The 13,248-nt window shown below is 37.4% G+C and carries 7 protein-coding genes; 2 read left to right on the top strand and 5 right to left on the bottom strand.

Features of this window, described 5'->3' with window-relative positions:
• Positions 1 to 153: 153 nt before the first annotated feature.
• Entirely contained in the window at positions 154 to 1,509 is a 1,356-nt protein-coding gene (locus CKJ95_RS21495; protein WP_099355507.1) for a carbohydrate ABC transporter substrate-binding protein, read from the bottom strand.
• A 150-nt stretch (positions 1,510 to 1,659) separates the two neighbouring features.
• Here CKJ95_RS21495 and CKJ95_RS21490 point away from each other — a divergent pair, with 150 nt between their 5' ends.
• Positions 1,660 to 2,511, top strand: coding sequence for an AraC family transcriptional regulator (locus CKJ95_RS21490; protein WP_099355506.1), 852 nt, complete (start codon positions 1,660 to 1,662; stop codon positions 2,509 to 2,511).
• 99 nt (positions 2,512 to 2,610) lie between these two features.
• On the opposite strand, the gene CKJ95_RS21485 is transcribed toward CKJ95_RS21490, so the two are convergent.
• Both CKJ95_RS21485 and CKJ95_RS21480 read right to left on the bottom strand, forming a co-directional pair.
• On the bottom strand, positions 2,611 to 7,320 hold the full coding sequence (locus CKJ95_RS21485) for an endo-alpha-N-acetylgalactosaminidase family protein (protein WP_257215888.1): 4,710 nt from the start codon (positions 7,318 to 7,320) through the stop codon (positions 2,611 to 2,613).
• A gap of 888 nt (positions 7,321 to 8,208) precedes the next feature.
• On the bottom strand, positions 8,209 to 9,162 hold the full coding sequence (locus CKJ95_RS21480; RefSeq protein ID WP_099355505.1) for a zinc-binding dehydrogenase: 954 nt from the start codon (positions 9,160 to 9,162) through the stop codon (positions 8,209 to 8,211).
• 169 nt (positions 9,163 to 9,331) lie between these two features.
• Between CKJ95_RS21480 and CKJ95_RS21475 the strand changes: the two genes are divergently transcribed.
• Positions 9,332 to 9,925 carry a TetR/AcrR family transcriptional regulator gene (locus CKJ95_RS21475; RefSeq protein ID WP_180271641.1) on the top strand — a complete coding sequence of 198 codons (594 nt, stop codon included), beginning with the start codon at positions 9,332 to 9,334 and terminating at the stop codon, positions 9,923 to 9,925.
• 181 nt (positions 9,926 to 10,106) lie between these two features.
• Here CKJ95_RS21475 and CKJ95_RS21470 read toward each other — a convergent pair whose 3' ends face one another.
• Together CKJ95_RS21470 and CKJ95_RS21465 are read right to left on the bottom strand one after the other, a co-directional pair.
• Positions 10,107 to 11,117, bottom strand: a complete 1,011-nt coding sequence (locus CKJ95_RS21470; RefSeq protein ID WP_180271639.1) for a TAXI family TRAP transporter solute-binding subunit — start codon at positions 11,115 to 11,117, stop codon at positions 10,107 to 10,109.
• Positions 11,118 to 11,146: 29 nt separating this feature from the next.
• Positions 11,147 to 13,075, bottom strand: a complete 1,929-nt coding sequence (locus tag CKJ95_RS21465; RefSeq protein WP_257215887.1) for a TRAP transporter permease — start codon at positions 13,073 to 13,075, stop codon at positions 11,147 to 11,149.
• Positions 13,076 to 13,248 lie beyond the last annotated feature (173 nt).

Here is a 13,248-nt window from a genome sequence, read left to right as displayed (position 1 = left end):
AACTAATAACAATAATGCTGGGGTGATACATACTCCAATGAATACATTTCGTGAAAACCTTTTATTCAAAATGTCCACCTCGCTTAATAAATAAAACGGCGAGTATACTATACACTCACCGTTTTATTAACCACTTCCTTATTTCCAAACGGCTTAGTTCATAGCTGGTCTTAGTTTGTCACTTACTTCTTCTATTTTCTTCTGCCATTCTTCATAAGATAATTTGCCGCTAATTACACTATCAATCGAACCATATAAAGTATCCCCCATACTTACTCCAGGTACAGGCTGTGTAGATGCAAATGTTCCCATAGCTGGTAATACTCCATCATCGTAGATGCTATAGTACATCAAGTTATCTCCATCTAACTGTTCTGTAATGCCATCGATTGGCTGAACTGCTCCTGCTTCTAGAAAGATAGAGGCGGCTTCATCAGAGTATACAAATGTTACAAAGTCTTTAGCAGCATCCTTATTTTTTGCTGCTGCCGGAATCCAAATTTGTTCAAAGAAAGTAAATGCATAGCGCTCTCCACCCTCTTCATATGCAGGGAGTGGGGTCATACCCCATTTGAAGTTTTCCGCTCTAGGTGCTTCTGCCATCTCTCCAACTACCCATGTACCATTTGGCATGAATAATGCTTTATTATCTAAGATTAGTTGTTGGTTCTTTGTAAAATCGTTGGGGTTAGCATTAGCAACTGTATTTGGATGTGTAAAATCTGCTAACTTACCAATTGTTTCAAGTACACGTTTTGCTTCATTTGATTCCCATACACCATCTTCATATTTCATTGCTGAGTTATAAAAATCTGTTCCACCTGAAGCGTAAAGCATAGATCCAATTACAGTATCAAAGTAACCTGTTGTAGGGTATGTAAATAGTGAGATACCTTCTTCAGCAGCTTTTTCACCTAATTCCCACATTTCATCCCAAGTAGTTGGAACTTCCCAACCTTTTTCTTCGAATAATCCAGTATTGTAGAATAATCCAGTTGGGCTATAAAACATCGGTCCTAAGTATGTTTTTCCATCTGCGTATGGATTTGTTGCCAGTGTATCTGTAAATCCGTCTAGTAATTTTTCACCTACAGTTACGGCCTCACCATATACTTTCATATCTAAAACATCGGTAATATCTTCTAAGCCGTTCTCTTTAATAAGGGTTTCTGTCAGCGCTTCGGGTCTTCCTGTTGCTAACAAGAAAACATCAGGATACTCCCCTGCTTGCATGTTTGGACGAACAACCTCTTCAAGATTTTTTTCAACAGTTAATTCAATGGTTACGTTTTCATTTTTTGCTTCATATGCTTCTTTCATTTTTGTCCACATGTCAGAACCATAAGCAGATTCTAAAGCCGCGACATGTAGTGTTACTTTTTCACTAGATTCTGTTTTACCGCTTCCTTCACTTGTTGATGTGGAACCCGTCTTATCTCCAGAACAAGCAGCTAAAACTAGTAAAAACAGTGAAAATGTAATAGCAAGTAATAGTCTCTTAGTTTTCATATTAAATGCCCCCTTAAATTTGTTTACATCTTAATCCTAAGGTTTTTAAAACGCTTTCACAATAAACATCTTGTTCATTTTTTTAGTAATATTGCTTTTTGTTGACAACCTAGTTAAAATTAAATTAGAAAATGTTGGGAGGTGTATCGTTTGTCTTATGAGATTTATAAAGTTAGAGATTCATATACGAATAAGATGCCTATAAAACTATTGTATATTACGCGAACGGAATACGATAAAGATTGGCATAGTACTCAACATTCACATCACTTTACTGAACTTTTTTATATTGTTAAAGGAAAAGGCTACTTTATACTTCCAAATCATGAGATACCTGTAAAAGAGAATGACTTAGTAATTATTAATCCAAATGTCGAGCATACAGAAAAGTCAAATTCTCAAGATTCACTTGAATACATAGCACTTGGCATAGAAGGATTATCATTTGCTTTGGAAGAAGAACAGGATAGCCAAATGGGAGTATTTACTTATCAAGGGGATCGAAAGGATATTCTATTCTACCTAAATAAATTAATAGCAGAAGTAAAATATAGTGATGAGGAATATGAGATTATTTGTCAAAATATTATTGAAATTCTTATCGTCAAACTTAGAAGAGAAAAGAAGTTTACTGTAAAAAAGACAAACCAAAAAAGTATGAATAGGGCTGTTTCCTTAATCACTCATTTTATAAACCAAAATTATCGTGATGATATTTCATTAGACACTCTAGCTGAAGTTGGGCATATTAACAAATATTATCTCGCTCATTGCTTTAAAAACGATATGAAAATCTCACCGATTGAATATCTCAATCAGGTGCGAATCCGAGAAGCGAAAATCCTCTTAGAAACTACCGACTACAACATCGCTAACATTGCTGAATTTATTGGTTTTTCCTCCCAATCCTTTTTCACACAAGTGTTTAAACGAACAACTAATCAAACACCTTCTGGTTATCGTAAAGAAATAAGAAAAAAATCAGAAACTAGCTTGTCTTAAAGTGAAACTTTTTATTACTGCCCTTTATTGCGGGATAAAAAGAACAGCTGACCAAAAGGAGAATTTCTTTTTGATCAGCTGTTTCTTCAATTCTATATCTTATTCTTTTAGCGTGCCTCTTTTAGTAACAAGTTCCCAACCGTTTATAGATTTTAAATATAAGGCTCCTGCCGTTTGATCTACATAAAAATCACCATTTTTACCTTTTACTTCACTTGGCACTCCATCTCCTAACGTCCACCCTTTGTTATCACTGCTGTTTATTTTCGCACGAATATTGTCAAACAGTTTCCACTCTTTATCTTGCTTCTGAAAGATATCGAGTTTCTTCGTGTCTACGTAATAATCTCCTTTGGCACCTAAGTGATCATTCGGGGCTTTTTCTCCAACATGCCATATTGGAGACGTAGCTTCAATACGTAAATTATCTAAAATAAACGTACCTTCACCTGTGTGCATATTTAAACTAGTTCCATCGTTAAAGATCCCAATATAGGTTTGACCATTTTCAGCACCAGTAATGGTGAACTCAGCTGTTCTAGTTTCAGTAGAGGCTGGAAGTAGTTCATTTACGTTAACTTCTTTAACTTGGTTGATCTCTTTTTCATCAATTTCTTCGTCTCCAGAAATGAGTCTAATAGATGTTGCTGTAGTCTGATAGTCGAATGATACTTTGTAAGTAACTCCGGGTTCAAAACGGAAATGTTGTGGAATGGTACGATACACTAAACCACGATTACCAGTGTTTACTTTAACTGACCAATTCCCTTCAATTACATCATCAACTACCTTGCCAGCCCAACCTTTCTGAGTATATGGCGCATGTTTTTCAGATAGGTGAATCCTGTTATCCTCTACATTTTCTGTATTCCCAATAACAAATGGGTAAATTCCCTGAACAACTGTCTCAAAGTCTTGTGTAAATACACCTGGTTTTGCATAATTGTTCAAAGATTTTTGTACGACTCTAATATCATCAAATTTAGTTATTCCTTCACCGGCTTCACGGCTTAGAATTAATTTTGCTGTTTTATCTTTCGCAGTAAAACTTACCTGTATGCGCTGCATTTTACTTTGGTATCCATCGTTAGTGGCATGTGAATCTGCTTTGACGTAATTTTTTTGCAGACTTCTTATTGTGTAGTTCGACTTTTCTTTTACACCACCAGTTACTTTGATGGATGCTTTTACGTCACTTTGGTTATCTACATATACTTCAGCTACATAATTTTTACCAGGTTCTAATCCCGTAATAGAACGTGAAATTTCTGTATATTTTGATGGGCTATCAAAGTTTAAGTAGTAGTCACCACTGCTTAATTGACGAGCTGTTCCAGTTTGATCAGTACGGATCACACTTACAGACTTCTTATCCCCTTTGACCTTAGTATGCTTATCTTGTACCGTACCTGTATTGAAGCCTGTATCGTGAACATGAGCACCTGTACTCCATTCATCTACCTCTACTCCTTTTTCGTCTTCAGCTATAACGATATATGGAGTATTAGCTTCAGCATTTAAGGTAATTTTATTATTTTTTACCTTTATTACTTGCTTGTCTGTTCTTCCTTGATCAGTTAACTTATACACCTTCACATTATCAATACCCTGATATTCGTCTGGAAGAGTCCATGTCGTTTCCCCACCCTCTAAATTCCAATGGTATAATTTTTGAGAATCATGTGTAGGTGTTTCAAAATCCTGTTCTACCCATGGTAAAAGATACGTATTCCCATCAAGAACAACATTGCCATTTAGTGTAATGATACGATCTCTAGAGTCATCTTTTCTAGTGACAACTACCCTGTCTCCATTACTAGGGTCTTGCAACTTAATTTCTTTTTCAAGGTTGGTTTTCGTTGGATCTCCATCCACCTTCGTCCAATTTGTTACATAATACTTTTGTAAAAATTTAGTTGGTAAATTTGTATCGAACGTTCTAGTAATGAAGTTGTCAAAGTTTTTATCTGACTGCCAACCTTCAAATCCACCTAATTCAAACCCGCCAAGAAGTGGATGATCTGCTGTTCCACCAGCTTCTGGCCAATTTAATACCCATGAATCTTTTTGGTGATTGCTTATAAAACGTAACACTTCAGAGTTAATCCCTTTACTTGCAGGTCCGCCATAGTTTTTATCAGTAGCCCAATGCTGCCATGTAGAATGGTTCGGGATAGACGTACCAAATTCAGTCGTTACTCGTAGACCTCTTTCCACAAATTGTTCTACAACTCTATTAGATTCCCATTGGTCCTGGTACCATACATCTAAATACACAAAATCTAAATCTGGTGCCACTGCTTCCAAATCATCTAAGCGTTTTGCACGGGAACCTGAATATAAGTCATATAATTTATCTATAGTGTACCCTTGGTCAATCCATCCCCATCCCCTTGCATTTGGACCATTGATGAGGTCTTCATTAAATGCTTTTGCTTCTGGATAGGTTTCCTGTGCATTGATATGGACACCTAGTTCAGCATTGTACTTATGTCCTTCTTTGATTAACAGGTTTAGATCTTCGTCACCACCCATACGTTCACCTACATTGCCATAGTCTGGGTGTGCACTATCATGTCCTTCGTTTCCATACCCTTTTAATAGTACTGCTTGACGTAAACCATCTGTTGCTAATGCAACCTTTTTAATATTATCCAATGTCTTTAAGAACGGCTGTTGTCCTTGGGAACCGAAATTCATTGCAATACGTGTTCCTACGATATTATTCACATTTTCCCACTCAGGAATATCCTGCATAATGTCACGATATGCAATTGCACCGTCTTGCCAGTCAACATTGGAATCCTCATTTAAATCTTCGGCAATTGCAATTTTTATCGTTGCTGGATTAGAAGAAGGTTTTGGCATAAATTCTCTATGATAAAATAATGGACTTGAACCAATACCCACCGCTTTTGCACCAACTTCATTTTCATACCGATTTGCTGTCAAATTACGATGTCCATCCACTTCCGAACTCGACCATACACCGGCACTCAAATCGTTGTTGGATAAAAACGCAGTATAATACGTATCTGTTGTGCCAACTCTATTCATATCCGTATCAACTGTTACATCAACATCACCAGGTTTTGTAACATCACTGCTAAGATTAGTTAATTTTGCTTTAGCATTTTCTTCATTCGAGTTAACAGAAATGAAGTTCATGTCCGCAAACTCAATGGTTTCAATTTTTGCACTACCTGCATTTTTAATATCTTCAAAGTGGTAGATTACTTGATTATTTTTTACTTTTAATGAAAGTTTAAATACAGCATCTAGATCTTCTACTTCATCTTTAATAGTTAAAGTGTATAGAGCTTCATTATCTTTGGCCTTTTCAAAGCTAACCTCTGGATAATACAACACGCCATTCACTTTCAATCCATAGACAGGTCGTTCCTGACCTTTCATTACTTTATTTCCAACTCTGTATTCGATCACACGAGGGAATACCTCATCGATTACGACATCCATATATTCTGAGCTTAACTTATTCTCAACAGGAGGTGTACTCGGTGGCTTAGGTGGAGTATATTCCAAAATACGAATATTACCGATTGTAATTTTGGCATCTCCACGACTTTTTTCTAGACCTAATTGTCCAGGAACATTTACTCCACCAGGTTGAGTCCATGAACCCATTTTTTCACCATTAATATACAAAGTAGATACATCATCAATAAATCTTACTTTTAGATGATAGGTTTCACCTGGTTTAAGTGCTACCCCTTCAGTCATTGCAGTCCATCTGTTTGCAGGACCAAAGATTTCACCAAAATATTGATTATTTTGATCGCCTGTACCAACATAGGTGTATGATGTTGGATCTTGAACACGATAGATAAATCCAAATCTGTTCAAATTTTTATCCGTAGTAATATCTGCTTCAAATACACCATTTTTAATTTCTTCCATCGGTTTATAGATGATTTTGTTTTTAGCATGGGAGTTAGGAACATTAAAAGTAACCGTTCCATCATTGTTATAGGTTAACGTTCCATCCCCTTGTATAATCTCAAAGTCTCCATCTTGGAGGTTATTATCAGTAATGTTAACAGGTTCTCTATCAGGTACCTCTGGATCCTGCTCTGGTTCTGGTTCTGGTTCAGGTTCTGGCTCTTGCCCCGGTTCTTCAGTTCCAGGGTCAACAGCTGACTCGTCTAACTCAAGGAGAACCTGAGTGTTTTCACCACCATATTTTCCAAGCTTTAGAGCCTCAGGAGCATGAATAAGCTTTTCGACATCACTTGCTAACGTTACTGTTCCCCCAAATAGATTCTCACCATTTAGAGTTACATCCATTGTTGAACCACTATATTCAATCTTCAAAGTATATTCCTTTCCCTGTTCTGGATTAGGTACATCAGGTCGTTCTTGTAACCATTCACCTTTTCCTTGATACTTGTATTCGTAGAACCAGCCACCAGCATCATAACCTACAAATACAAAATTGTTTGCATCCACATAATGAGGGTTAAATCCGAATCTTGTTGTTTTACTATCTGTTTCTGGTATAAACGTATATTCCATTGTACCAGTTTCTTGACCTTTCGCTCCTTTTTCACGGAAGACAGCTGCTTTTCCCCCATTGTCGTTACCATCACCAGTACCAAGTCTTGCATATGACTTTGAGTCTTGTGTTACGACTTCATTTACTTCATTGCCAACATTGGAAATCGACATCCAAGGATTATAGATTCCCTCAGCACTTACAAGCAAATGTGAAAAACCAGTAGTATAATACGGTAAAACCAGCATAACTACCAATAATCCAACTAATGATTTCTTAAACAATTTAAGATTCAACTTGTCATTTCCTCCTTTTCAATAAATTACTCTTTTTGCTATTTGGTCTTTTTCTTTACCTAGAAGGGATAGATACCTATATAACCATGGTAATAAACTTTTCTCGAATCTCGTGTGAAAGTTTCAATGAGGATAAAAGGGAGTGATTCGGTGATGTCAGTGGATTCGTTACAAGTATGTATAAAAGTTTATTTAACCTGGTTACCTGTTCTCCCCTGCTAACCTGTTACCTAATCCATAACACCAACATACTAGATAAAATGGGCCCTTTCTAAACTAGTATAGTTTGAGATTACTATCAAGAAAGCCCTTTCACAATAAAGATATTGTTATATTTTTTAGGATTTTTGTTTTTTTGATTTTGTTTTCTTTAATTAATGATAAAACTCCCCCTTAAGTCCTATCCTTTTTTTGCTTTACAGGCATAGTGGCTCATCACTATCCCGTCACAGTGACAACCCGAATTTTCTTGTTTCACAAATTTGTTCCACAGGTAAGTGATAGGCAAAAAGCCCAATCTTGTTTTGATTGGGCTTTTTGTTCAGCTTGTATGAAATTGCCTGAGCACTCGACATGTGCGAAGTGTATGTTCAACACAAGGTATTTATGGGTTTAATAAATGGCTGGGATCCTATTTACGTGGAATCTAGTCATTTTTTAATACATATTCAACTTAAGCCCTCTTTAGCTTAAGTAAAAAACTTTACATATATATTTAACAATAAAAACAGGCCGGGATATAACTAACTTAAGATAGAGGTATTGGAGAAATTGGTTGGGTGAACTCAAATTATCTTTCTCTTTTTTGCTAAAAATATATAAAAGCCTGTGAAATTTTTATGTTAAAATTTCACAGGCTTTTTCACTTCAGAAGATTGTTATATCCGTTTATTCAAATACAGCTACTAAGCGTCCTTTTACTTCATGGTTTTTCAGTTTTTCAATCCCTTTGTCGACTTCTTCAAATGGGATTGTGATAAGAGCTGGATTCATTTTTCCAGTAGCGAAGCAATCATACACACCTTTTAGGTCTTCTACAGACCCACCATTGCTTCCTAAAAGCTTAATTTCTTTTGTAATCATTAAGTACGTATTGATATTAGATTCTAATTTACCCATACCAACGATTACAACTGTTCCTTTTGGTCTTACAGCATCCAGTGCGTCAGAAGTTGTTTGTCCAAAACCAGCAAAGTCCACAATAACGTCACATTCTGCTTCTTTCATATCTAGAACAGTATCGAATACTTTATGAGCTCCTAGTTCTCCAGCAAGTTTTCGAGCTCCTTCAGAAACATCGGTAGCGTATACTTCGCAACCTTTAATTAGAGCCATTTGTAGAGCAAATTGACCAAGACCACCAATGCCGATGATTCCTAATTTTGTACCTTCTTTAGCTTGTCCGATACTGAAAAGAGCACGATAAGCTGTAATCCCTGCATCTGTTGAAGCTGCTCCTTCTACATAGGAAACGCCTTCAGGAATAATTACGCATTGATCTGCAGGAACACGTACTTTTTCTGCATACCCGCCGTCATAGTTATACCCAGCAGTTACTTTTGTTTCTCTATTCATTGGGTTAGCCCCAACACGGTCTCCAACTTTAAAACCTTCAACACCTTCACCCACTTCAATAACAACCCCAGCAAACTCATGCCCCATAATAACAGGACCATTTGGGAAAAGTGGCATCCAACCTGGATCTTGTAGTGCCGCAACGTCTGAATGGCATAGACCAGCAGCTTTCACGTCTATTACAACATGACCTGGAATCGCTTTCGGATCTTCTTTTTCAATTAATTCTAGTGGTTTATTTGTACCTGAAAATAGCCAACCTCTCATACTATCTCCTCCAAATTGTTCAAATTTTATTTTTTGTAATTTCCCCTAATAATTCTTGCTACATTTATAGTTTACTAGGTTTCTCTTGCTATAAACCATCCTTAATATTTGTTATAATGTTGAGGATACCAACACTTTCATCAAATCTGTCTAATAGGAGAGGAATATGATGAAATCCAATTCCAACCAAGCGATGCGGACAAAAAATTTCTTAAAAAAAGCATTTATTGAAATGGTACATAAAAAGGGATTTAGTGCTGTTACGGTGAAGGACATCGTTGATCATGCGCACTATAATCGAACAACGTATTATGTGTATTATCAAAACATAGATGACCTTGTTGAAGAGTTAATGGATGAAATGTTTGAAGCCATTCAGTATTACAGCATGTGTAAATACCAAAGCGATAGTCGGGTAAAAGTAGAAGAGTTAACAACAAACTCCTTCGACTTGTTGTTTTATATTTACGATCACCGTGATTACTTTACATTAATACTTTTAGAAGATACCTTGCCACACATTCACCAGCAACTGCCTGAAGCGATATTTAATTTATTGAAAAATAAATTTGATATTCAATACGATGTGCCTTCTGTTGATGATTACCACCAAAAGCGTTATATGGCATATGGTACGGCGGGGTTAATTACGGACTGGATTGCGCGGGATTTTGATGTGACACCCGGTGAAATGACAGAGCGTCTCATACGTATTTTAAATACCTTTGCAAGAGGGTTTGTTATAAAAGAGATTGACAGTTAGGATACGTCACAGTGACGACCCGAAAATTCTTGTTTCACAAATAGGTGATAGGCAATAAGCCCAATCTTTGATTGATTGGGCATTGTTCGACTCCAACAGCCCACACATGCGTGAATTTACTAACACAAGAATAAAAAGAGCCAGAACAAAATTGTCCTGACACTCCAAAAAAAATCTAATCTTATTCTTCTAATAACCCTTTCTCCTCATAATAACGCTTCGCACCATCATGCAATGGAATACCAGCAAGCTCGGTTACTGCATTTTCGATTTCCATTTGCTTGACGATGGCATGAGTATTCTCAAGCTGATCTAGGTTTTCCCAGAATACTTTTGTCATTTGGTAGATCGTTTCTTCGTCAACTGATGCATCAGCTATTAACATCATTTTAATCGCAAGCGTATCAACATCCTCTTTCTGGTTTTCATATGTACCAGCTGGGATCGTCATTTCTGAATACCAAGGATATTCTTCCATTAATTGTTTACGGATTTCCGGCTCAATTCCAATTAATTTACCGTCAGCGGTAGAAGTCATTTCTGTAACCGCAGCAGTTGGAAGCCCTGCTTGGATTAAAGCACCGTCAATTTGCTTGTTTCTCATTAAATCAATCGCTTCTGTAAATCCAACAAAGTTAGCATTGATATCATCTGGATAGTTAATTCCATAAGCTGGTAAAATAATACTTGATTCAACTTCAGGTGTACTTCCTGTTGATCCTGGTGCAAATTTCTTTCCTTTTAAATCACCAACAGATTCAATACCTGCATCCTCTCGAACAACAAACTGATTTGGATTGTAGTATAGACCAGCTACAATACGAACATCTTCATATTTGCGATCCTTAAATCCTCTTTCACCGTTATAAGCTTCCCAAATGATGCCAGAAGTAGCGAATGAAATATGTGCTTCTCCTTCTTTCAATTGGTTCAAGTTGTCAACCCCGCCATTGGAAGCTTGAGCATTGACACGTAACCCTTCAATTTCAGTTCCCCAAAGGTTTGCCATCGCTGAACCTAACGGATAGATGGTACCCGTTGATCCTGCTGTTGGGAAATTTAAATTTTGCTGCTTTGCCCCTTCTTTACCGCCACCTTCTTGACTTGAAGAATCTCCACCTCCACATGCACCTAACACAAGGGCTGCACCTAGCATCATTAATACTAGAAAGCCTTTTTTCTTTCTAAACATTCTGTAGTCCTCCCCCTTATTTTATTTAATTAGTTTATAGATTGACTGATTGGGGCCAACTTTCTTTTTGCAACCCACTGCCAAGCTAAAACTACTATTAATAAACCAATGCCAATATAGTCAGTTAAACTACCTGGTGCAATTGTTAAAATACCAACGATTGCAAAGATAACTCTTTGAACCACATTCGCTTTCGTAAACAACCACCCCTGCAACCCTGCTGCAAGTGAAATACATCCAATAATTGCTGTAACCGCTGGAATAATACTCTCAGAATATGGATTTGCTCCAAGCAGCAGCGCCGGATTAAAGATAAAGAAAAACGGCAGGATAAAGCCGGTTAATCCAAGCTTTACAGCAGTTAAGGAAACCTGATTTTGATTGGCACCCGCGATCCCCGCAGCAACATATGAAGCAAGTGCTACTGGTGGTGTGATATTTGATAAACAAGCATAAATCAACACAAACATATGGGCTGCAAGCGGTGAAACTCCAAGGTTAATTAATACTGGAACACCCACAGTTGCGACAATCACATACGCTGCCACCCCAGGAACACCCATTCCCAGAATAATACTCATAATCATTACAAGCAACCCAGCGATAAGCAGGCTATCATTTGTATAATTCATCACCGCATAGCCAAAGTTCAGACCAAGACCTGTTAGAGATACAGTACCAATGATAACACCAATTACGGCACAGGCAACTGCAACGCCGACTGCACCTCTCGCTCCTTCTTCAAGTGCCAAGATGATATCTTTTAGTCCCATCCTCGTTTCCTTGCGCAGCCAGCTTGCGACAATACAGGCGACGATTGAAAATACAGCTGCATATAATGGGGTATATCCCATAAATAGCATTCCCATCAATACAATTAATGGAAGAGATAGATGCCCTTGTTTCTTTAGCACATCCATTGCTTTCGGAATGTTATCCTTCGAAAGCCCTTTTAACCCAAGTCGTTTCGCTTCAAAATGGACAACCATGATTAAAGTTAAGTAATAGAGAAACGCCGGAATAATCGCGGCCACCATGACAACAGTATAGGAAACACCTAAATACTCTGCCATAACAAATCCCGCTGCCCCCATGATCGGCGGAGCAAATTGACCACCTGTCGAGGCAACCGCTTCAACAGCCGCTGCAAACCTAGCTTTATAGCCATTTTTCTTCATAAGAGGAATAGTCAGTGTACCCGTTGTTGCTACATTGGCTAAGGCACTACCATTGATCATTCCCATCAAACTGCTGGCGATAACAGCAACCTTTGCCGGTCCTCCTGGAGATCTCCCTGCAATCGTTAATGCGAAATCATTAATAAATTGACTGAACCCGCTTCTGCTCAAAAATGCACCAAATAAGATAAATAAGAACACAAAGGTTGCGGAAACGCCGATTGCAATTCCAAAAACTCCTTCGCTTCCGTAGAACAAGTAATCAATGATGCGCTTGATGCTAAACCCACCATGTCCGAAGATTCCAGGGACCATCGGGCCGAAGAAATTATATAGGAAAAATATTAAAGCTAAGATTGCTAGATTCCCAACCACCCTGCGCGCCGCTTCAAAAATCATCAAAATACCAATAGCTCCAAATATGTAATCCGGTAGTAGTAAAAAGCCTCCACGTAACACTATGGTTTTATATGAAGCTAATAAATAGCCGGTTGACGCAATACTTAATAAGATAAGAATGATATCGAATACAGACGGAAATTTAAGCACCCGTTTGCCTTTTTTTGTAGCAGGATAAAGCAAAAATGTAACAACAAGAAGAAACATCATATGCCATGCCCTTAAGGAGATCGCATCAAAAACACCAGAACCTGCAGCAAATATTTGAAAAATCGACCAAATGACTGCAAGTCCTGTGACAGCCATAGCAGCTTTTCCTATATATGTGCGAACACGAAACTCACTATCTAGCTTCTCTACTAATTCCATTTCCTTGCTCACGGAGACCACTTCCTTATTGATGAAAGAATTTAAATTTTCTCTAATTTACTTTATATTAGTGTAGTTTCTTTAGTACGTCAATACGAAGGGGCTTTAAAGTATTAAGCAATTTCTTCACTGGCCTTGTATAGGTGTTACTAAATTTAAAATGTTGAAAAATTTTATATTTTATT

It is taken from the genome of Fredinandcohnia onubensis, from assembly GCF_002734285.1.
Classification (GTDB): domain Bacteria; phylum Bacillota; class Bacilli; order Bacillales; family Bacillaceae_L; genus Ferdinandcohnia; species Ferdinandcohnia onubensis_A.
Note: the sequence above shows the minus strand (reverse complement) of the source record. Positions and strands in the feature narration are given on the sequence as shown.

Excerpts from the sequence above, each read along its gene's own strand:
- CKJ95_RS21495 (WP_099355507.1), bottom strand. The coding sequence starts at position 1,509 with ATGAAAACTAAGAGACTATTACTTGCTATTACATTTTCACTGTTTTTA.
- CKJ95_RS21480 (WP_099355505.1), bottom strand. The coding sequence starts at position 9,162 with ATGAGAGGTTGGCTATTTTCAGGTACAAATAAACCACTAGAATTAATT.
- CKJ95_RS21475 (WP_180271641.1), top strand. The coding sequence starts at position 9,332 with ATGAAATCCAATTCCAACCAAGCGATGCGGACAAAAAATTTCTTAAAA.
- CKJ95_RS21470 (WP_180271639.1), bottom strand. The coding sequence starts at position 11,117 with ATGTTTAGAAAGAAAAAAGGCTTTCTAGTATTAATGATGCTAGGTGCA.